Origin of the sequence: Arthrobacter sp. FB24 (assembly GCF_000196235.1) — a bacterium.
GTDB lineage: Bacteria > Actinomycetota > Actinomycetes > Actinomycetales > Micrococcaceae > Arthrobacter.
In genome coordinates this window covers 3,482,740-3,503,008 of sequence record NC_008541.1, presented here as the reverse complement: position 1 = coordinate 3,503,008, position 20,269 = coordinate 3,482,740, and the positions used below count along the sequence as shown (strand labels likewise).

Annotated in this window: 24 protein-coding genes; 11 read left to right on the top strand and 13 right to left on the bottom strand. The window is 66.8% G+C overall.

What is annotated here, in order from left to right; all coding sequences use genetic code 11:
- Window positions 1-10: 10 nt before the first annotated feature.
- Window positions 11-310, bottom strand: a complete 300-nt coding sequence (locus ARTH_RS24430; RefSeq protein ID WP_052309709.1) for a hypothetical protein — start codon at window positions 308-310, stop codon at window positions 11-13.
- Between the two features lie 107 nt (window positions 311-417).
- Between ARTH_RS24430 and ARTH_RS15860 the strand changes: the two genes are divergently transcribed.
- The gene (locus ARTH_RS15860) at window positions 418-1,005 is read left to right on the top strand and encodes a hypothetical protein (protein WP_052309708.1); all 588 of its coding nucleotides are present in this window, start codon (window positions 418-420) and stop codon (window positions 1,003-1,005) included.
- 21 nt (window positions 1,006-1,026) lie between these two features.
- Here the strand turns inward: ARTH_RS15860 and ARTH_RS15855 are convergent, their stop codons facing one another.
- On the bottom strand, window positions 1,027-1,353 hold the full coding sequence (locus ARTH_RS15855) for a GYD domain-containing protein (RefSeq protein ID WP_011692950.1): 327 nt from the start codon (window positions 1,351-1,353) through the stop codon (window positions 1,027-1,029).
- A 195-nt stretch (window positions 1,354-1,548) separates the two neighbouring features.
- On the opposite strand from ARTH_RS15855, the gene ARTH_RS15850 reads away from it, so the two are divergent.
- From ARTH_RS15850 to ARTH_RS15825, 6 genes are all read left to right on the top strand, one after another.
- Entirely contained in the window at window positions 1,549-2,715 is a 1,167-nt protein-coding gene (locus tag ARTH_RS15850) for an RtcB family protein (protein ID WP_011692949.1), read from the top strand.
- A 36-nt stretch (window positions 2,716-2,751) separates the two neighbouring features.
- On the top strand, window positions 2,752-4,065 hold the full coding sequence (locus ARTH_RS15845) for an aspartate aminotransferase family protein (protein WP_011692948.1): 1,314 nt from the start codon (window positions 2,752-2,754) through the stop codon (window positions 4,063-4,065).
- A gap of 94 nt (window positions 4,066-4,159) precedes the next feature.
- Entirely contained in the window at window positions 4,160-5,317 is a 1,158-nt protein-coding gene (locus tag ARTH_RS15840) for an ABC transporter substrate-binding protein (RefSeq protein ID WP_011692947.1), read from the top strand.
- 68 nt (window positions 5,318-5,385) lie between these two features.
- The gene (locus ARTH_RS15835; protein WP_011692946.1) at window positions 5,386-6,111 is read left to right on the top strand and encodes an ABC transporter ATP-binding protein; all 726 of its coding nucleotides are present in this window, start codon (window positions 5,386-5,388) and stop codon (window positions 6,109-6,111) included.
- Window positions 6,101-7,066, top strand: coding sequence for an ABC transporter permease (locus ARTH_RS15830; protein ID WP_011692945.1), 966 nt, complete (start codon window positions 6,101-6,103; stop codon window positions 7,064-7,066). Before ARTH_RS15835 ends, ARTH_RS15830 begins: the two co-directional genes overlap by 11 nt.
- Window positions 7,067-7,285: 219 nt before the next feature.
- A complete protein-coding gene (locus tag ARTH_RS15825) occupies window positions 7,286-7,771 on the top strand; it encodes an SRPBCC family protein (protein WP_043429967.1) in 486 nt (161 codons plus the stop codon).
- Here ARTH_RS15825 and ARTH_RS15820 read toward each other — a convergent pair.
- Window positions 7,768-8,292, bottom strand: coding sequence for a cupin domain-containing protein (locus tag ARTH_RS15820; protein WP_011692943.1), 525 nt, complete (start codon window positions 8,290-8,292; stop codon window positions 7,768-7,770). The two genes, ARTH_RS15825 and ARTH_RS15820, sit on opposite strands and share 4 nt — an antisense overlap.
- A 76-nt stretch (window positions 8,293-8,368) precedes the next feature.
- Between ARTH_RS15820 and ARTH_RS15815 the strand changes: the two genes are divergently transcribed.
- The 3 genes from ARTH_RS15815 to ARTH_RS15805 all read left to right on the top strand — a co-directional run bounded on the left by ARTH_RS15815 (window position 8,369) and on the right by ARTH_RS15805 (window position 11,830).
- Window positions 8,369-8,983 carry a TetR/AcrR family transcriptional regulator gene (locus ARTH_RS15815; RefSeq protein WP_043430923.1) on the top strand — a complete coding sequence of 205 codons (615 nt, stop codon included), beginning with the start codon at window positions 8,369-8,371 and terminating at the stop codon, window positions 8,981-8,983.
- 91 nt (window positions 8,984-9,074) lie between these two features.
- Entirely contained in the window at window positions 9,075-10,331 is a 1,257-nt protein-coding gene (gene cobA, locus ARTH_RS15810) for a uroporphyrinogen-III C-methyltransferase (protein WP_011692941.1), read from the top strand.
- Window positions 10,332-10,366: 35 nt separating this feature from the next.
- Entirely contained in the window at window positions 10,367-11,830 is a 1,464-nt protein-coding gene (locus tag ARTH_RS15805) for an FAD-dependent oxidoreductase (RefSeq protein WP_043429966.1), read from the top strand.
- A 97-nt stretch (window positions 11,831-11,927) separates the two neighbouring features.
- Here the strand turns inward: ARTH_RS15805 and ARTH_RS15800 are convergent, their stop codons facing one another.
- Genes ARTH_RS15800 through ARTH_RS15790 form a run of 3 tightly spaced genes read right to left on the bottom strand, consistent with a single transcriptional unit; the run spans window position 11,928 to window position 13,530 of the window.
- Complete coding sequence (locus tag ARTH_RS15800; RefSeq protein WP_011692939.1) at window positions 11,928-12,368, bottom strand: SRPBCC family protein; 441 nt, start codon at window positions 12,366-12,368, stop codon at window positions 11,928-11,930.
- 41 nt (window positions 12,369-12,409) lie between these two features.
- A complete protein-coding gene (locus ARTH_RS15795) occupies window positions 12,410-13,237 on the bottom strand; it encodes a DUF1206 domain-containing protein (RefSeq protein WP_011692938.1) in 828 nt (275 codons plus the stop codon).
- Window positions 13,238-13,239: 2 nt separating this feature from the next.
- Entirely contained in the window at window positions 13,240-13,530 is a 291-nt protein-coding gene (locus tag ARTH_RS15790; protein WP_043429965.1) for a hypothetical protein, read from the bottom strand.
- 93 nt (window positions 13,531-13,623) lie between these two features.
- Here ARTH_RS15790 and ARTH_RS15785 point away from each other — a divergent pair, with 93 nt between their 5' ends.
- Window positions 13,624-14,169, top strand: coding sequence for a hypothetical protein (locus tag ARTH_RS15785; RefSeq protein ID WP_011692936.1), 546 nt, complete (start codon window positions 13,624-13,626; stop codon window positions 14,167-14,169).
- Between the two features lie 92 nt (window positions 14,170-14,261).
- Here ARTH_RS15785 and ARTH_RS15780 read toward each other — a convergent pair whose 3' ends face one another.
- The 7 genes from ARTH_RS15780 to ARTH_RS15750 form a co-directional block, all read right to left on the bottom strand.
- On the bottom strand, window positions 14,262-15,431 hold the full coding sequence (locus tag ARTH_RS15780) for an AI-2E family transporter (RefSeq protein WP_011692935.1): 1,170 nt from the start codon (window positions 15,429-15,431) through the stop codon (window positions 14,262-14,264).
- 126 nt (window positions 15,432-15,557) lie between these two features.
- Entirely contained in the window at window positions 15,558-16,238 is a 681-nt protein-coding gene (locus ARTH_RS15775; RefSeq protein WP_011692934.1) for a FadR/GntR family transcriptional regulator, read from the bottom strand.
- Window positions 16,235-17,464: an MFS transporter gene (locus ARTH_RS15770; protein WP_011692933.1), complete on the bottom strand. Its 1,230-nt coding sequence runs from the start codon at window positions 17,462-17,464 to the stop codon at window positions 16,235-16,237. Before ARTH_RS15770 ends, ARTH_RS15775 begins: the two co-directional genes overlap by 4 nt.
- A 16-nt stretch (window positions 17,465-17,480) precedes the next feature.
- Window positions 17,481-18,272: a 4'-phosphopantetheinyl transferase family protein gene (locus ARTH_RS23170; RefSeq protein ID WP_052309707.1), complete on the bottom strand. Its 792-nt coding sequence runs from the start codon at window positions 18,270-18,272 to the stop codon at window positions 17,481-17,483.
- Entirely contained in the window at window positions 18,269-19,069 is an 801-nt protein-coding gene (locus tag ARTH_RS15760) for an ABC transporter permease (RefSeq protein WP_011692931.1), read from the bottom strand. The genes ARTH_RS23170 and ARTH_RS15760 overlap by 4 nt, the downstream gene beginning before the upstream one ends.
- A complete protein-coding gene (locus ARTH_RS15755) occupies window positions 19,066-20,040 on the bottom strand; it encodes a daunorubicin resistance protein DrrA family ABC transporter ATP-binding protein (protein WP_011692930.1) in 975 nt (324 codons plus the stop codon). The genes ARTH_RS15760 and ARTH_RS15755 overlap by 4 nt, the downstream gene beginning before the upstream one ends.
- Window positions 20,037-20,249 (bottom strand): MbtH family protein, encoded by a 213-nt coding sequence (locus ARTH_RS15750; RefSeq protein WP_011692929.1) that lies wholly within the window; start codon window positions 20,247-20,249, stop codon window positions 20,037-20,039. Before ARTH_RS15750 ends, ARTH_RS15755 begins: the two co-directional genes overlap by 4 nt.
- Window positions 20,250-20,269: the final 20 nt, after the last annotated feature.

Below are 20,269 nucleotides of genomic sequence, written 5' to 3'. Positions count from 1 at the left end.
AGATCATGAGTCAGTTGTAGCCAGCTCCCTGGAGCAATACAGTGCGCTGCTGCCCCGGCTGAATGCGGCATCGGACGCCATCGGGCACGCCATCCGTGCCCGGCTCCGCGACGACGGCCTCAACCATCACACCGTCCAGGCCCGGGTCAAGGATCCCGGCTCGGTCAAAGGAAAGCTGGACCGGCTCACCGCCGATGGCAGATTCAAGTATGAACGTGGACTCGAACAGCTCGACGACCTCATCGGCGTCAGGGTCATCATGTTCCTGGAGCCCGATATTGCCGACGTTGCAACAGCCCTGAAGGGGCAATTCAGTGCCGCGAGGACGACGACAAAACGAGCTCCCAGCGGCGGAACGGCCAGATCGGCTACGCCGGCCGGCACCTGGTCCTGGAAGTCCCTGCCGAGAACGTTCCCGTGGGCTGCCAGACGTTCATCGGGGAGCGCTTCGAGGTCCAGATCCGGACTGTGCTGCAGCACGCGTGGGCCGCCTTCGAACATGACATCCGCTACAAGGGCCTGGCCGAGGCCAACGCGGAAGTGGACCGCGCGTTCACCATGGCGTCAACCCTGATCGAACTCGCGGACGCCCAGTTCTCCGCCATCAACGACATCGTCAAGCGCCGCCAGGCCGAAAGCACAGCCGAGTTCGCGGCGAACCCTGCCGCTACCGAGCTCACCGGGGACATCCTCCAGGACATGCTCGCCCGGTTGCTGTCCGAACACCCCAGGAGCCAGGCCCGGCAATACGGCTGGCTGGGGGACCTGCTGGCGGCAAACGGCGTGCGGACCGTGGCCGACGCCGAGGAACTCTTCGGTGCCGCCGACTGGTCCGGCGTGGCCAAGCGGATGGACTACAAATTCCCCGCCGGCCACGTCCGCATTGCCGACGACTTCCTGCTGAAGACGTGGGGCGTGGACTACATTGCGCGCACCAAATCCTTGGGGGACGACCCCAAACGGGAAGCGAAGCTGACGTACCGGCTGGAGCGCATGCAGGACTGAGGCCCTTTATGGATCCATTCCTCAGGTGCCGGGACGCCGGTACTTGATTTGATCGGCCTTGCGAAGCGCCTCCAGTGTTTCGTCGACGCTCAGGAGCACCGTCGTTTCGAATGAGCTGAGTGCGCCGCCTCCGCTGATCGCGAGTGCAACCGCGGCCATGGACACGTTGTCCGGTGCCTCCCACAAGTTATAGCCGTCGTGCGAGCCGAAGGCGTACCAGAAGCCGTGGAGCTTGCCGCCGACGGATTCAATGTAGGTCTGGGCGGCCTTCCTGCGGTCTTCGGGATTGCTGATCAGTTTGGCCCAGGTGTCCGGTGTGTAGCTGAACCTCGACAGGTAGAGCGGCATCGCCTCGTCCTTTCCTCTTGGTGGGGCTGGTGGCCCGGTGACTGGTGGTGGGTGTGCCGGGGGCGCCGGTCCAGCAAGGATGGCAGTCCGCCGCCCGGTCAGCAATGGCTGCCGGGTTCCGCATGGCTGCCGCGGGGTGTTGACACGGCAGCCCTGCGGCCTTACTTTCGCCCTATCCCGGCGGGAGGGCAGATCGTGGAACGCATCAACAGCCGGCTCATCAACTGGGCTTCCATCCTGGACGCCGAGACGCGGGAGCAGGCCGTCAGAACGTCCCGGCTGCCCTTCATTTATCCGCATCTGGCGCTGATGCCGGACGCCCATCTGGGAAAGGGCGCCACGGTGGGGTCCGTCATCCCCACCCTGGGCGCGGTGATTCCGGCGGCGGTGGGCGTGGACATCGGCTGCGGCATGATTGCAGTCAGGACGCAGTACTTCCTCACGGATCTGCCGCCGGACCGGAAACGGCTGCGGGAGGCCATTGAACGCGTTATCCCGCTGTCGGCCGGACACAACAACCGCAGGATCACGGCCACGGCCGAAGCGCGAATCGCCGAGCTGGGGAGGCTGGCCGCCAAGGCCAGGTTTGATCCGGGCCAGTACGTAGCGAAGTGGGAGCTCCAGCTTGGCTCGCTCGGATCAGGCAACCATTTCATCGAGGTCTGCGCGGACGAGACGGATGCCATTTGGTTGTTCCTGCACTCCGGCTCCCGAGGTATTGGCAACAAGATCGCGCAGCACCACATCAGCGTCGCGCAGCGCATGACGCGGGAGAAACGGATCGCGCTTCCCGACGACGACCTCGCCTACCTGGAAGAGGGCACGGCCGAGTTCAGCCGGTACATCGACGAGCTGCACTGGGCCCAGCGGTTCGCCCTGCTGAACCGTGAGGAAATGATGGACCGCGTGATCAGCCAGTTCGGCACCTGGACAGGCGGAAAGGTTCAGGAACGGGAACGGATCAACTGCCACCACAACTTCACCCGCCGGGAAACCCATTACGGGAAGGCGGTGTGGGTTTCGCGCAAGGGAGCCATCCGGGCCGAGACAGGGGACCCGGGCCTGATCCCGGGGTCCATGGGCACAGCCTCGTATGTGGTGGCCGGCCGTGGCAACCGCATGTCGCTGAATTCCTCGCCGCATGGTGCGGGCCGCGAGTATTCGCGCACAGCGGCGCGAAAGGCGTTCTCCCTGGCCGAGCTGAAGAAGGCGATGCAAGGGATTGAGTTTCGTGCCTCGGAGGCCTTCATCGACGAGATTCCCGCGGCGTACAAGCCCATTGACGTCGTCATGCGCGATGCGGAGGACCTGGTGAAGGTCCGCCACAGGCTGCGGCAGCTCGTCAACGTCAAAGGCGACTGAACCTGGTCAGTCCAAAGAATAGAAACGGAGGATGTCATGAATCTCGACGATCTGGTCTTCCACCCCTGGGTAGTGCAAGGGCCGCGCGACGTGCCTACCTTGGTCGGTGGCTCCGGAAGCTATGTCACCGACGTCAACGGACGGCGCTACCTGGACTTCAGTTCGCAACTGGTTTTCACCAACCTTGGCCACCAACATCCGCGCATCGTTGCCGCGATCAAGGAGCAGGCAGACCGCCTGTGCGCGCTCGCACCCGGCAATGCGTCCGATATCCGAGGCGAGGCGGCGCGGCTGATTGTGGAGGTCGCGCCCAAGGGCCTGGGGCACGTGCTCTTCACCACCGGCGGAACGGAAGCCATCGAGCATGCGGTCCGGATGTCGCGCCTGTACACAGGACGGCCGAAAGTGCTCGCCGCCTACCGCTCATACCATGGCTCGACGGCGGCCTCAATCCACCTCACCGGGGACCCGCGCCGCTGGGCCTCGGACACCGGGGCGGCAGCCGCCGTCCACTTCTTCGGTCCCTTCCTGTACCGGACGGCGTTCGGGTCGCGGACCCCGGAGGAGGAATCCGAACGGGCGCTCGCACATCTCGAGCAGGTAATCCTCCTGGAGGGCCCGTCGACCATCGCCGGCCTGGTCCTGGAGTCCGTGACCGGCAGCTCGGGCGTCATCGTGCCACCGCCCGGCTACCTGCGCGGGGTCCGTGACCTGTGCACCCGCCACGGCATCGTCTATATCGCCGACGAAGTGATGGTCGGCTTCGGGCGCACGGGAGCCTGGTTCGGGGTTGAGCACGGCGGCGTGGCTCCCGACCTGATGGCGTTTGCGAAGGGCGTGAACTCCGGGTACGTGCCGCTGGGCGGCGTGCTGGTGGGGGACGCGATCTATGAGATGTTCACCGAGCGCCCGTACCCGGCGGGCCTGACGTACAGCGGACATCCGCTCGCCTGCGCGGCTGCCGTCGGCGCCATCAGGGCAATGCACGAGGAAGACACGGTTGCGGCAGCCGGCCGCCTCGGGGCGGACGTCCTGGGGCCGGGACTCCGGGCGCTCGCAGACAAGCACGAGTCAGTCGGGGACGTTCGCGGCATCGGCGGACTCTGGTCCCTCGAACTGGTCCGCAACCGGCTGACCAAAGAGCCGCTCGTCCCGGCCGGAGCCACCGGCACGGCGAACGCGCCGATGGTCTCCGTCGTCAAGGCCTGCCGGGAACGGGGCCTGCTGCCGCTGGTCCAGGGCAACCGCGTCCACGTCGCCCCTCCGCTCAACGTGAACGACTCCGACGCCGCCGCGGGGCTGGCCATCCTGGATGAGGCCCTGGCGGCAGCAGACACCTACGTGGCCTGAGCCTGGGACGTCCGAATATGACGCTAGATGAACCTGCGTGACCCCCCGTTTCCGCGTCATTGAACGGGTTTATGTCACTCCCTATGGTGAAACAATGACAAGTCCCCAGCCCGGAATGATCCGCATCGTGGCAGGAGAGAGCAACAACCCGAAGCGCAAGCGCGCCGTGGAGGTCCTGGTTGCCCTCGGCCTGGTGCTGCTTATTGCCGCCGGTGCCGTGGTGGCGTCAACCCTTTCCCGCGATTCCTCAGCCCAGGCAGCCGCCCCCGCGCCTGCCGCGGAGTTGAAGCTTGGCTTCTTCAGCAATGTCACGCACGCCCCGGCGCTGGTGGGGGTGAAGGAAGGTTTCATTGCCGGGAGCCTGGGCGGGACGAAGCTGAGCACGCAGGTGTTCAATGCCGGTCCGGCCGCGATCGAGGCGCTGAACGCCGGCGCGATCGACGCCACGTATATCGGCCCGAACCCGGCGATCAACTCCTTCGTGAAGAGCCGGGGCGAGTCCGTGAGCATCATTGCCGGCGCCGCGGCGGGCGGCGCCCAGCTGGTGGTGAAGCCGGAGATCGGCTCGGCCGCGGATTTGAGGGGCAAGACCCTGTCTACGCCGCAGCTGGGCGGGACCCAGGACGTGGCGCTGCGCGCCTGGCTCGCCGGGCAGGGGTACAAGACGAACACGGACGGCAGCGGGGATGTGGCGATCAACCCGACCGAGAACGCGCAGACGCTGAAGCTGTTCCAGGACGGCAAGCTCGACGGCGCGTGGCTGCCGGAACCGTGGGCGTCCCGGCTGGTGCTGCAGGCCGGCGCGAAGGTCCTGGTGGACGAGAAGGATTTGTGGGACGGGTCGCTGACGGGCAAGCCGGGCGAGTTCCCCACCACCATCCTGATCGTGAACAAGAAGTTCGCCGCTGACCACCCGGACACCGTCAAGGCCCTGCTGAAGGGCCACGCCGAGTCCGTGGCCTGGCTCAACTCCGCGGCCGCCGCGGAAAAGGCGGGCGTGCTGAATGCCGCGCTGAAGGAATTCGGAAGCGCCGAACTCCCGGCCGACGTCATTGAGCGGTCCCTGAAGAACATCGTCTTCACCGTGGATCCGCTGGCCGGAACCTACAAAAAGCTGCTTGAGGACGGGGTGAAGGCCGGTACCACCAAGCAGGCGGACATCACCGGCATCTTCGACCTCACCGCCCTGAACAGCGTCACCGCCGAAACAGGCGGCAGCAAGGTCTCCGCCGCCGGACTCGGCAACGACTAAGCGGCCGCACCACCCTAAGCACCTCCTCCTAGCACCATCTCCAGACCCCTCAACGTAAGGACAGGACCATGCCAGTCGTACTGGAAAACCTGGGCAAACGCTTCGGCGACGGCGCCCCGGTGCTGGACGACGTCAACGCCAGCATCGCGCAAGGCGAGTTCGTCGCCCTCCTCGGCGCCTCCGGCTGCGGCAAGTCAACCCTGCTGAACATCATGGCGGGACTGGAGCTCCCGACGTCGGGCGCCCTTGAGGTACCCAGCGACGGCGCAGCCTTTATGTTCCAGGACGCCGCCCTCTTCCCCTGGCTGACGGCCCGGGAAAACATTGAACTCGCCCTGAAGCTTCGCGGCGTGGGCAAGGCCGGGCGGCGCACCAAGGCCAACGAACTCCTGGACCTGGTCCACCTGGGCGGAGCCGGCGACAAGCGTCCGCACGAACTCTCCGGCGGCATGCGCCAGCGCGTCTCGCTGGCCCGTTCGCTGGCCCAGGACCGGCAGTTGCTGCTCATGGACGAGCCGTTCGCCGCCCTGGACGCCATCACCCGCGACCTCCTCCACGACGAACTGGAACGGATCTGGAAGGAAACCGGCCGCACCATCGTCTTTGTGACGCACAACGTCCGCGAAGCCGTCCGGCTGGGCCAGCGGGTGCTCCTGCTGTCCTCCCGCCCCGGCCGGGTGGTCCAGGAATGGAACGTCACCGAGGAACACCGTACCGACGCCGGTCTTGCCGGACAGCTGACCGGGGTCATCACCGCCCGGCTGCGAGAGGAGATCCGCCGCCATGCCAAGTAACCCAACGCCCGTGGCCGAAGCCCCCGTTAACGGCGAGGCATCCAGCGCTGCACCCGAAACCCGCAAGGTGCACGCTGCCCTGACGCGTTCCTCCACCGGCAACGAGGACCTGCGCGAGCTGGAATCCGGACTAGATTCCCTGCAGTCGGACGCAGCCCGTGCGGCGCGCGTCGACTGGAGCCGCGTCCTGCTCCCGGTGGCAGCGCTCGTGGTGCTCGTCCTGGCGTGGCAGTTCTACGTTTCGCTCGGCCTGAAACGGCGTGACCTGGTGCCAGGACCGCTGGACGTGCTCGGCCAGTTCGGCACCCTGTGGGCCGACGGTTCACTGCAGGAAGCAGTCTGGACGTCGCTGCAGCGCGGAATCGTCGGCTTCCTGATCAGCGTGGTCATTGCCACGCCGATCGGACTCCTGCTGGCACAGGTGGCCCCGCTGCGCCGCGCCTTCGGTCCGCTCATCTCCGGGCTGCAGGTGCTGCCGTCCGTGGCCTGGGTGCCCGCAGCCATCATCTGGTTCGGCCTCACCGATGCCACGGTGTACTTCGTGGTGTTCATGGGCGCCATCCCGTCCATCATCAACGGCCTGATTTCCGGCGTGGACCAGATCCCGCCGCAGTACCGCAGCGTGGGCACGGTGCTGGGCGCCAACCGGCTGCAGATGGCCCTCCAGATCGTCCTTCCTGCGGCGTTGCCGGGCTATCTGAGTGGCTTGAAGCAGGGGTGGGCTTTCTCCTGGCGGTCCCTCATGGCCGCGGAAATCATTGCGGTTGGCGGCACGATCGGCTTCGGCTTGGGCTCCATGCTGAACCAGGGCCGTGACCTGGCGGACATGACCATCGTGATGTCGGCCATCCTGCTGATCCTGGCCGTCGGCATCCTGATCGAACTGCTGGTGTTCGCACCGATTGAAAAGCGCCTCCTCCGCCGCCGGGGCCTCCTTGCCGGCAGCACCCGCTAGGGTCGGCCGCACACGCAACAGCAGAGCCCGACGGCGAGTCCCGCCGTCGGGCTCTGCTGTTTCTGTTTCGGTGAGGTGCGCCGGCGGCCTAAATGGGGCACTTCGACACGGACACGCCGCGACTTGGGCCTCCTGCGGGCCGAACCGGCGTCAAAGTGCCCCACGACGGCGGCGACGCGCGCCACCGACTGCGCGAGGGGAGTCTGGCAGACTGGCGCCATGACCGTCAGCTTCGTGTGCCGCACTGAATCCGCCCTGAACAGGGAACAACTGTTCGACCTCGCGCGGAGCATCGACGCGCACCTGGACTCCCAGGCCGACGCAGGAGAGCGGGCCGTGGCGGGCGTAACGTCCGGCTTGATCCGGGAGGGGCAGGAAGTGACCTGGCGGGCCCGGCACTTCGGGCTGCCGGTCCGCATGACCAGCCGCATCACGTCGCTGGAGTACCCCGCACGGTTCGTGGACGAGCAGGTCCGCGGGCCGTTCCAGTCGTTCCGTCACGTCCACGAGTTCGAAGCCACCGCCACGGGCAGCATCATGACGGACAGGGTGGAGTTCACGGCTCCGTTCGGGCCCTTGGGGCGGATCGCGGAGAAGCTGGTGCTGCGCCGGTACCTGGAACGGCTGATCGCAGTCCGGGGGCTGTACCTCGCCGGACAGGTTCCCCCGGCGCCACCCTTGAACCCGGGGACCGCGGCGGTCTAGGTCACTGCTTCGGGAAACCCTGCCGCCCCCAGAAACGGAGGCGGCCCGATGATCTCAATGCCGCCGTTCACACGCCCGGATTCGCGGATCCGATCGAAGTCCGCCACCCGCGCAGCAGCATCATCATCGGGGCCAATGGGCTCGCTCGCGCCGAAGTAGAACGCCTGCGCGCCGCCCGGTGTGTGCAGGCAGAGCACCCGGGTCCCCGCCTGGGTGACTTTGAACGCGTGCGGAACACCCCTGGGCGCGATGGTCACTCCGCCTGCGGCGACCCGGTGCTCCGTGCCGTCCATGTTCATCAGGATCTCTCCGGCCAGGACGTACATGGTCTCGTCCGAGTCGGGATGGGTGTGCAGCGGAGTGACCTTATTCAGGGCCATCTCATCTTCGAAGAGCAGGAACGCGCCCGCGGTGTCCTCCTCCGTGGCTTTCCAGGTCTGCACGCCGCCGCCGAAGAACCAGCGGCGGGCTCCCTCTCCGGGCTGGAGCACTAGGGCGGATGCAACTTTCTTCGTCTCCATGGTGAGTCGCCTCGATACTGGTCGAAAGACTTATGGGACTCATGTCCCATAACAAGACTGGAGTACCATGAAGGACATGTCAAGAGCCTATGCCGACGTCGGGCGCACCGGTCAGAAGCGCCGCACCCGTGAAGCTTTGGTTGCCGCGGCGCGCCAACTCGTCGCGTCCGGTGCGACACCCACCGTGGATGAGGCCGCGCTTGTGGCCGGTGTCGCCCGCAGTACTGCCTACCGCTACTTCCCGGGGCAGCGGGAATTGCTCGCGGCCGCCCATCCGGAGACTGCGCGGACGTCAATGCTGCCTGACAATCCGCCGGCGGACGTGGCCGAGCGCCTGGATGCCGTGGTGCGTGAGTTCACCGGGATGATCATCGAAACGGAGGCGCAGCAGCGCACGATGCTGCGGCTCTCGCTGGAACCCGCGGGCGGCCAGGAACAAAGCCTGCCGCTGCGCCAGGGCCGCGCCATAGCCTGGATCACCGAGGCACTTGCCCCGTTGCAGCCTGAGCTGTCCGATGCGGAGATCCATCGGCTGGTCCTTGCGATCCGCAGCGCCACCGGCATCGAGTCGCTGGTCTGGCTGACCGATGTGGGCGGCCTGAGCAGGGACGCTGCCGTTGCCTCGATGCGGTGGACGGCCAACGCCCTGCTGAACCAGGCTTTGACGCAGGGACCGCCGGCCGCCGAATGAGCGCACAAGCAATGTGACGCAGCGTTACCTCACGTGAACTGGTGTTTCCGCGCCGTTGTTCCGGAATATGACGCGGCCATACCGTTGATCCATGGCAATTCAGGACATCTACCCCACGGCACTGCGCCTGCTGGGCCGCCCCGCACTGGTTGTGGGCGGCGGGCCGGTGGCCACGCGCCGCGCCAAAGGGCTGCTCGACGCCGGTGCCCGGGTAACCGTGGTTGCCCCCGCTGCCTCCGCGGGACTCATGGAAATGGCCGACGCCGGCCTCCTCACCTGGGAGCAGCGCCCCTACCGTTCGTCCGACGTCGACGGCGTCTGGTTCGTTCAGACAGCCACCGGCGATTCCGCCGTGGACGCCCGGGTTTCGGCCGAGGCCGAAGCGCAGCGCGTCTGGTGCGTCAATGCCTCCGACCACGAAGCCTCCGCCGCCTGGACTCCCGCCGTTGCCGTCGTGGATGACGTGCAGATCGCCGTGAACGCCGGGGGAGACCCGCGCCGGGCCATGGCCCTGCGTGACGCCGTGGCCACCGCGCTGGAAACCGGCGACCTCCCGCTGCGCCGCCAGCGGGCGCACCGGGGAAGCGTTGCCCTGGTGGGCGGCGGTCCCGGCGACACCGGGCTCATCACCGTCCGCGGCCGCAGGCTCCTCGGCCAGGCCGACGTCGTGGTGGCGGACCGACTGGGCCCCCGCGAACTGCTGAACGAACTCGCCCCGGACGTCCGCGTCATCGAGGTGGGCAAGACCCCCGGCCACCATCCCGTGCCGCAGGCCGAGATCAACCGGATCCTCGTGGAAGAGGCACTCAAAGGCCACCGGGTGGTCCGGCTCAAGGGTGGCGACCCCTACGTGCTGGGACGCGGCGGCGAAGAAGCCGAGTTCTGCCGCCAGCACGGCGTCGAGGTTGAAGTAGTCTCCGGCGTGACGTCAGCGATATCCGTTCCGGCAGCAGCCGGCATTCCCGTTACGCACCGAGGCCTGGCCAAGGGCTTCAGCGTGGTCACCGGCCACGAGGAACTCTCCGAGGTCCCGGCGCGGGCAGACCACACCATCGTGCTGCTCATGGGAGTGGGCCAGCTCCGCGAATCCACCGCAGCCCTGGCCGCTGCCGGTTTGCCTCAGGACACTCCAGTTGGCATCGTTGAGAACGGCTATTTGCCCAATCAGCGCGTGACCATCGGCACTGTCGGTTCCATCGCTGACCAGGCCGAGGCCGCCGGAGTCGCGAATCCCGCGGTGATCGTGATCGGTGACGTTGTCCGCGTCAGCCCGTTCGCGCCGTCGCACTTCAAGACCGCCGACTACAGCACCACCACCCCGAACCGCCCCCGCGTACTGACCAAGTAGCCCGAAGACTCGTGACAGAAAAAAGGAACACAGCCGTGTCAACTAGCACCACCGTAGGTTCTGCCGCCCGCCCGCTCCGGGTCGCCGTCGTGGGTTCCGGCCCCGCCGGCGTGTACGCCGCAGACATCCTCACCAAGAGCGAAGCCGTCAAGAGCGGCGAGCTGACCGTGAGCATCGACCTCTTTGACCGCTACCCGGCGCCCTACGGCCTGATCCGCTACGGCGTGGCCCCCGACCACCCGCGCATCAAGGGCATCGTCAACGCGCTGCACAAGGTCCTGGACCGGGGCGACATCCGCTTCTTCGGTAACGTGGACTACGGCACGGACCTCTCCATCGAGGACCTCCGCACCCACTACGACGCCGTCATCTTCGCCACCGGCGCCATCAAGGACGCGGACCTGAACATCCCGGGCATCGAACTCGAAGGCTCCTTCGGCGGCGCCGACTTCGTGTCCTGGTACGACGGCCACCCCGACGTGTCCCGCGAATGGCCGCTGGATGCCAAGGAAATCGCCGTGATCGGCAACGGCAACGTGGCACTGGACGTGGCCCGCATGCTCTCCAAGCACGCCGACGACCTCCTGGTCTCCGAGATCCCGGACAACGTCTACGCCGGCCTGAAGTCCTCGCCCGTCACGGATGTTCACGTGTTCGGCCGCCGGGGCCCGGCCCAGGTGAAGTTCACCCCGCTGGAACTGCGCGAACTGGCCCACTCCAAGGACGTGGACATCATCCTGTACCCGGAGGACTTCGAGTTCGACGAGGAATCCGACCGCCAGGTCCAGAGCAACAACCAGACTAAGACCATGGTCGGCACGCTCACCAACTGGATCGCCGAGCAGCCGGAGGACCTTTCCGAGCTCACAGCCTCCCGCCGCCTGCACCTGCACTTCCTGCACAGCCCGGTTGAGGTGTACGACGACGCCGAGACCCCCGGCCGCGTTGCCGGCATCAAGTTCGAGCGCACCGAGCTGGACGGGACGGGCAACGCCCGCGGCACCGGCGAGTTCGTGGACTACCCGGTCCAGGCCGTGTACCGCGCGATCGGCTACTTCGGTTCCGCCCTCCCGGAGGTCGAGTTCGACCACAAGAAGGGTGTTGTACCGAACGACGGCGGCCGCGTCCTGGACGCTGCCGGCACCCACGTGCCGGGCATCTACGCCACCGGCTGGATCAAGCGCGGCCCGGTCGGCCTGATCGGCCACACCAAAGGCGACGCCCTGGAGACCGTGACCTACCTGCTGGAAGACCGTGCGAACCTTCCGCTCGCCGCATCACCGGAGCCGGACGCCGTCGTCGAACTGCTGGAAAACCGCGGCGTGAAGTACACCAGCTGGGAAGGCTGGCTGGCACTGGACGCGCACGAACGCACCCTCGGCGAAAAGGCCACCGAGACCGGATCACACGGCGTGGAGGTTGCGCGCGAACGGGTCAAGGTTGTGCCGCGCGAGGACATGGTGTCCATCTCCCGCGACGGAGTGGCCGCACAGGTCTAGCGCGAACCTTCTCTAGCGCGAACAGGCAGCTACTGACCGCAAACCGCACGGTTGGCGTCAATAGCTGCCTGTTCGCGCTTAGATTGGCTGCCTGAACCTAGTTGCCAGCCCCGCCGGCGGCCATGAGCTCCAGCCGGTTCAACGTCTCCGTGTTCCTGACCGTGATCAGCGGGTCCCGGATGAACTTGGGAATCTTCCGGCCCGGGCCTTTGGTGGCGTCCTCGGCAATGGTCACCTTGCACCCGGTTTCCTCCGGTTCCAGCGTGATCACCACCTTGGCCTCGCCCAGGGGCCAGCCCCGTGCGATCAGCTCGAGGGACTTCCCCGGATCCGACGCCGTCACTGTCGTTTTGTCGTTGATCAGCAGCGGCCACGCCCCGACCGAATGGTGCAGCACCGCGTCGGCAGCAGGCCACAACGCGTCCACATCCCTGATCCTTGACGCGCCCACCACCCAGCCCGAGTACAGCCAGCCGTCGGCGATGACGTTCCAGACGTCGGCCGGAGGTGTCAGGAAACTCTTGGAAACAGTAGCCATCGTGTGCTCGCTTTCTGTGCTCCGTGCTCGGTTGTGCCAGCCTACATGCGGCCAAATCTGGCGCGGACCAAGGCGAACAGTCCGTAGCTAATAAGGCCGGCCGCAATGGCCGCCAGGAGGTAAGGCCCCGCGGGGTGGTCCCGCAGTGCCTTGAGGCTGCCATCCAGCCCGGTTGATTCGCCGGGCCGGTTGGTGGCGGCTGCCACCACGAACAGCAGTCCCGCCAGGATGAGGGCGACGCCCTTCGCCACATGGCCGGTGACGCCCAGCCCGCTGATCACGCGCCCGCGCCTGGTTCCTTCGAAATGACGTAACTCTTCCTTGAACTGCTTCCGGACGCCCTTGACGATGAAATAGATTCCGACGCCGATCACGGTCAGCCCCAGCGCGATGAGCGCCGGAACCCCCAGGGGGCCGCGCACCACAGCCGTGCTGAAGTCCCTCGTGGAATCGCCCGAGTCGCCGCGCATTCCAACCGCGAAACCCGCAAAGGTGAGCCCCACGCTGCCGTACGCTACAGCCAGGAAACCGGATGAGACCAGCTTTCCGAGCCGTTGGCCGGCCGGGAGGTGGCGGGCCCGGAGGGTGGCTTCGCTGAGCTGCCACAACGCCAGGCCCGCGCAGCCGATCAGCCCGGCCCACATCACTGCGGGACCCCACGGATTCGCGGCAAGCTGCTCGATGGCTCCCGTCGGTTCGGCCTGCCCGGGCTTGCCCAATGCCAAGGCGATGGCGATGGCTCCGATCACGATGTGAAGCACGGCCATGACGGCAAAACCGGAACGCGCGACGACGTCCAGGGCCTTGGTGTTCGACACCGCCTCGGCCGCGTCGGCGGCTTCGCCGATGGCCGTGTCTTCGTCCGCCATCACTAGCCGTTCATGGGGCCTTCGGCATGGACCCTGTCGGCGCCCGGGCCGGTAAGTTTCACGGTGCACCGGACAATGAGTTGCTCCGGTGCCGTGTGGACATCCGCGAGGGTTTCGCCCGGGTTGATGACCGTGTAGGTTTCGGTGCCCTCCTCGACGCCGAAGCCGCGCGTGATGGCATCCTGGGTGGCGTTGGCGAGTGCGTCGCGGCGCAGTTCGTCCAGATACGCCTCATCCCCGGACCGTGAGAGTTCGCCAAAAGCCCAACCGAAAAGCGTCCCGGATCCGTTCATGTCGCTGATTCTACGCATCATTCACCCTACCAAGATATTGATAAGTGTGCTTACTATAACTTCGGTATCCGCACTCACGTTAGGAACATCATCATGGCAGGAAATCTCGTTGCCCGATCAATTCACGACCTGACCGCCGGGGCGTGGTTCGGTGGCTCACTCATGGGCGCGATCGGACTTAATGGAGCGGCAGCTGCGGCCAAGGATCCGGCTGAGCGCACCAGGCTCTCCAGCCTGGGCTGGAAGAGATGGGCCCCCGTGCAGGCGGGTGCCTTCGCGGCGCATCTTCTCTCAGGACTGGCCATCACTTGGGAGAACAAGGGCCGGACGGCGGCGCAGGAAGGCGTGGCCACTCTCAACGTCTACAAGACGGCGGTCACCCTGGCTGGCGCCGCGGTCACCTTGTACGCGGGAATTTTGGGCTCCAAGGTGGAGAAGCTCGCCGGTGAAGGTGCGGAAGGTGCAACTGAGCCGAAGCCCGGCGCTTCGGATGAACTGCAGGCGGCCCAGAAGCAGCTGAAAATCCTGCAGTGGGCCATCCCGGTATTTGCCGGCTGGGTTATCGTCCTGGGTGCACAGCATGGCGAAATGCAGCGGCCGAAGAACGTCCTGCAGGGCCTGCTGCACCGTTCCAGCTAGGGCTTACCAGGCCGACCCCGGGCAGTTGCCGGGCCGGCCCCGGGCATCTGCCGGGCCGGACCGGCTGGTGCCCGGGTCTGCCGGTGCCCGGGTCAGGACCTGCTGCCGTCCGCGACAGCAAGGTCCGGGTCCGCGGGCTCCCCTTCGTCACTGCCGCGTTCAGTGGTTGCGGAGCCCGCGGGGGCTTGGTCCTTTTCGTCAGTTGTCCAGACCTGGATGATCGCCCAGACCACGGCGGCCAGGGGCACGGAGAGCACGGCGCCGATGATGCCGGCGAGGATGGTTCCCGCAGTCAAGGCCAACAGGATTACCAAAGCATGCAGTTGCAGGGACTTGCCCATCACCACGGGTTGAAGCAGATTGCCCTCAAGCTGGTTGACGGCGATGACCACGATCACCACAACCAGCGCAACGACGGGTCCGTTGGCCACCAGCGCCACCAGCGCGGCGAGGATGCCCGCTACCGTGGCGCCGACGATCGGGACGAAGGCGCCGATGAAGACGATGATGGCCAGCGGGATGGCCAGCGGAACATTCAGGATCAGCAGCGCAGTGCCGATTGCCAGGGTGTCCACCAGGGCAACGATGGCCGTCCCGCGCACGTAATCGCCCAGGACCTGAATGGTGCGTGCGCCCGAGCGGCGCAGCTTGGCCTCGCGGGCGCCGGTGTAGGGCCGCAGGAAGAAATTCCAGATGCCGGTCCCGTCCTTGAGGAAGAAGAACAGGATCACCACCATCAGGCTGGCCCCGGCAAGGAACTCGGTGATGACGGAAAGTCCGGTGATGGCTCCGGAGCGGACCTGGCTGCTGGCGGCGAAGTCCACGATGGCTGCGCGGGCCTGCTCGATCTGCTCGCCGTCCACGGGAATGGGGCCGTTGAGCAGGAAGGACTGCAGCTCGTCCAGGCCAGACGATGCCTGGCTCACCAGTTCGCCCCACTGGCTGCGGATGGAGGCAACAATAACCGTGGTGACGCCGCTCAGCACGGCGAGGAGGGCCACGAAAGCCACCGCCGTTGCCGCTGCGCCGGGCAGGCCCCGGCGCTTCAGGAGGTTGACGAACGGTGCGATGGCGGCTGCAAGGATCAGGGCGATCAGCACGGGAATGACCAGCAGCCGGATCTGCAGCAGTGCAAAGACGGAGACCACCACAACGGTGAGGATCAGCAGGATCTGGGCCGAGCGAACGCCCACCCTGCCCAGGCCGTCTGCCCAGGGGTCCGGGCGTTTGCCGTCCGCAGGGATGTCGACTGATCTGGCCAAGGGGTACTCCAATTCGTCAGCGTGCAAGAACGGGACGCCCAATCCGGCTGAGGCCGGGACGGGAACTCCCCAAACAGCTAAGCCTACTGATTTACCGGGCCTCCCGCTGAACGGCTGCAGCCCCGGCTACACCCCGAGCCACTCCGCGCAGGAGTTCAGGTTCCGGTTGACGCTGTCCACGGCAGCGGCTTCATCGTGCGCCTCGATGGCGTCCACCAGCTCGCCGTGTCCTTCGTCCGGGAGCCCGTTGAAGCCGCTGCGGCGCTGTTGGCGAAGCAGGTCCGCATGGAACACGCCGCCGAAACTGACGTACAGCTCGTGCAGCAGCGGATTCCCGGATGCCTGAGCCACCAGCACGTGGAAATTCCAGTCGGCACGGGCCCAGGCGGCGTAGTCCTCGGAGTTCCAGGCGTCGCGGCGCTCGGTAAGCAGGGCTTTCATGGCGGCAATGTGTTCCGGTTTGGCGTTGCGGGCTGCCAGCCGCGCCGCCTGTGTGTCCAGGCCGATGCGGACCTCGAGGATGTGTTCCTGGGTGTGGTCCTTGTACATTCGCTGTGCCGCGCCGGAGATCTCGCTGGTTGCCCGGACGTAGGTGCCGTCGCCGCGGCGGACTTCCAGCATTCCGCTGTGGGCCAGTGCCTTGATGGCCTCCCGCAGGGTGCCGCGGGAGACGCCCAGCCGGGCCATCAGCTCCGGCTCGGCGGGGATCTTCTGCTGCAGCTGCCATTCACCCGAGTGGATCATTTCGCGAAGCTTGTCCGTGATTTCGTCGGCTAGTACGGGCCGGTGCGAAGCTGTGAGGGTCATGGCCGGGTCCTTGCCGTCAGTAGGTGCCCCACCACGATCTGGGCCAGGGCGATGGCGAGCAGCAACACCAAGGGTACCGTCCAGCCGCCGGTGGCGCTGTGCAGCAGGCCCATGCCGAACGGGCCTGCCGTGGCGAGCAGGTAGCCCACCGACTGTGCCAGCGTGGACATGGCAGTGGTTTCCGCCGTCGTGCGCCCGCTGCGGCTGATCATCACCATGACCAGCGGGAAGATGCCGAGGCCGAACCCCAGTAGCACTGCCGGGACGGCGGCCAGCGCGGCAGGCAGCAGCATCAGGGCGGCGACGCCAAAGAGCATGGTGACGCTGGCGAGGTAGAAAGCCGGGCGCAGCATCCGCGGCCGGGACCCGATGGCGATCAGCACCATGCCGGCCGGAACGGAGACCAGCTGCATCAGTCCGAACATCAGCCCGCTGTCCGTCGCCGTCAGCCCGGTGGTGGTGAGCATGTACGGGAACCAGCTGAGCACGGCGTAGGCGAGGAGCGCCTGGAGCGTGAAAATTGCGGTGAGCAGTGCGCCCTTCCGGGTCCGCAGGAGCGGCCACGGTGAAATATTGGTGCCCCGGCCAGGTGTGGCGTTCCGGTGTGCGTGGAGTGCTACCGGCAGGAAACCCAGGAAGGCGGCCACGGACAGCAGGCCGATGGCGCCCAGGCCCGCGGGGGCGGAGCCCAGGAGTTGCGCCACCGGAACCACCAGCACGGCGGTGACCGTGGCGCCCGTGGTCATGGTGACCGTGTACAGCGCCGTCATGAGGGAGGTGCGGTGCGCATAGTGCTCACGGATGAACGACGGCATGGCCACGTTGCAGACGGCGAGCCCGGACATCCCTACCACCGTGCCGGCCAGCAGCATGCCCGTGGACGGGATGCCGCGCAGCAGGAGCCCGGCGGCCAGCATTCCCAGCGCGAGCAGGATCGCTTTCTCCACGCCCATCCGGCGCGTCAGCCAGGACGTGGCTGCGCCGGCGACCGCGAAACACAGGGTTGGAACGGAGGGGATGACGGCGGCAATGAACGCCCCGTAGCCCAGGACTTCCTGGAGGTCGTGGAGGAGCGCGGAGGCCCCGGTGATGCCGGCGCGAAGGTTCAGTCCGATCAGCACCACGGCAATGATTCCGAGGACGACGACGGCGCGCGGCCGGGCTGCCCCGGCTGTCGCGGCGGGTGAGGTGTCAGTTCCGGGAGGTGCCGTCGTCGTGGTTGCCATGCTTAAACATTAGACGTTAGACGTTTGATGTTTGTAAAGATGTGGCAAACATCTCCGGAAGACTCAAACGGTGCGCCGGCAAGCGTGCCCCCGACGACACGGCAGCAACATAGCCCGGCGGAGCGGTCACGGGCCGGACCTCCAAGCCGTGGATCTCAGGCCGCCCGGGGCAGACTGCTGTCCGCAAACCGGTTCGGCGGGAGCCGTGGGTCCCGCCGTTGAATGCAAGCGCCACGGATGACGGCTCCACGGCCAGGCCGACACCCGCGGCCTTGAGGACGGCTTCCTTCGCCACCCATAGCAGCATCCGGTCCGTCACGCTCGCCGAGCGCAGCAGGGCCCGTTCGGACGGCGCAGCAGTGAAGTCATCGAAACCGTCGAAGACCTGTTCCGGCAAGCGTTCGATGTCGGCTCCCAGAATGCTCCCCTCAGGACCGGCAGCCACCATCACGGCGCCATGGCTGCGTGAGAGGCTGAGGCAAACGCCCGGGACTGACGGCTTGCCGTGGTCCGTCCCGCCGCAGCCGCCGCAGCGCCGGGCTACAGGGAGAGCGGCGGCTTCCCGGGGGCTCAAACCCAGCGACCAGGCCGCCAGCAGGCGGAATAGCGCATGAGACGCTTGGTAATCCGTCTGGTCTTCCGTCCGCCGGAAACGCCGGGACGCGGCTATTTCGCCTGGACTAAGGAACGCCTGGAGACCCCCGATGGGGCCACAGGCGGAGGCGGCCTCAGCCGATGCAACGGCGAGGAAGGCGACGCTGTCGGCAGTCCCGCCGTCGTGCGCGTTCACCGTGTCCGGATCAGTCACCGCTTGCTGATGCGGCGGTACTGCCCGATGGCCAGCGGCGCAAAGACCCCGATGATGGCCAGGCTGCAGAGGACCGAGTAGAGCACGGCGTTCTCCGCCGGCCACCCGGTGGCCACGCCGAATCCGGCCGGTGCCGTGTTGCCGAAGAGTTCACGGGCGGCCGTGGCTACGGCCGTCACGGGATTCCACTCTGCGATCAACCGCAGCGGGCCGGGCAGAGACGTGACGGACACGAAGGCGCCGGAGACGAATGTGACGGGGAAGAGCCACACCAGGCCCAGGCTTTGGGCTACCTCCACGCTCCTCGCGGTGAGGGCAATGACTGCCCCGATCCAGGACACAGCGAAAGCGAAAAGCAGCAGGATGGCCAGTGCCGCCAGGGCGGGCCCCGGGCCGGTGGTGATCCGCCAGCCGATCGCCAGTCCGCAGAGCAGGGTGACCACCACCGACAGGACACTGGTGGATAGGTCCGAGGTGGTGCGCCCCAGGATCACCGCCACCCGGGACATTGGAAGGGACCGGAACCGGTCGATCAGTCCCAGTTGCAGGTCCTTGGCGAGGTAGACGGCCGTGAAGGATGCATTGAAGGTGAGCGTCTGCGCCAGGATGCCGCCGATCAGGAAGCTGCGGTACTGGTCCCCGCCCAGGGCGCCGCCGAACACAAAGCCCAGCAGGAGGACGAACATGACGGGCTGCACGATGCCTGTGACCAGCGCGCCGGGGGTACGCAAGACGTTGATGAGATTGCGGCGGGCAATGACGGAACTGTCCCGTGCCGCGGCGGTGATTGCGCTCATGCGGAAACCTCCAACTTCCCGGGTGAAGCGTTCGGGGTTGAGTGCTGGCCGGTCAGCTGCAGGAACACGTCGTCCAAGCTGGGGCGGCGCAACGACGCTTCCTCGACCACGAGCGATGCTGCATCGAGTTCGGAAAGGACCTGGACCAGCAAGCGGTGGCCGCTGGGAGCAGCCACGGAAACGGAGCGGTTCTGCGGATCAAGGTCCGGACCGGCTTCCGGACCGGCGGCGCGGGCCATTACCGCGACGGCCGCGGGCAGGTCCGCGGCATGGCGCATGACGACGTCGATGCGTTCCGCGCCGGCGCCCTGCTTCAGTTCCGTCGCCGTTCCCTCCGCGATGACGCGGCCGTGGTTGATGACGGCAATATGGTCGGCAAGCCGGTCCGCTTCCTCCAGGTACTGGGTGGTCAGCAGGACGGTGGTGCCGTCCGCCACGAGGCTGGACACGACGTCCCAGGTATCGAGCCTGCCGCGCGGGTCCAGCCCGGTGGTGGGCTCATCAAGCACCACCACCTTGGGCCTGGCCACGATTGCACCGGCGAGGTCCAGGCGCCGCCGCATGCCGCCGGAGAACGTTCCGGAGCGCTTTCCGGCCACGTCGGTGAGCCTGAAACTGGCGAGCAGCTCGTGGGCCCTGGCCGAGGCATTACGGCGGTTCATGCCGTAGAGGCGCCCCACCATGTGCAGGTTTTCGTAAGCTGTGAGCTTTTCATCAACGGCCGCGTACTGGCCGGACAGGCCCAGGTTCCGGCGAACCAGGTCAGGATGGGTCAGCACCGAATGGCCTGCCACACGCGCGTCCCCGGCGTCCGGCGCCAGCAGGGTGGTGAGGACTTTGACCGTGGTTGTCTTGCCGGAGCCGTTGGGTCCGAGCAGCCCCAGGACAGTCCCTTCGCCTGCCGTCAGGGTGAGGCCGTCCAGTGCCTTGAAGCTACCGAAGCTCTTGCTGACGTTCTCGACGCGGATCAATGCGACGCGGCGAGCTCGGCGACTTTTCGCGGAGCCATGTCGGTCCAGCTCCGGGAAACGTAGTCCAGGCATGCTTCGCGGCTGTCAGGCCCGAACATGGTGACCCACCCCTGCGGTACGGTCGCGAACGTCGGCCAGAGGGAGTGCTGCTGGTACTCGTTGACGAGCACTGAGAACATGGCGGATTTATCATCGAATGGGTTCGTCACGTTGAACTTTCTGGTCGGTT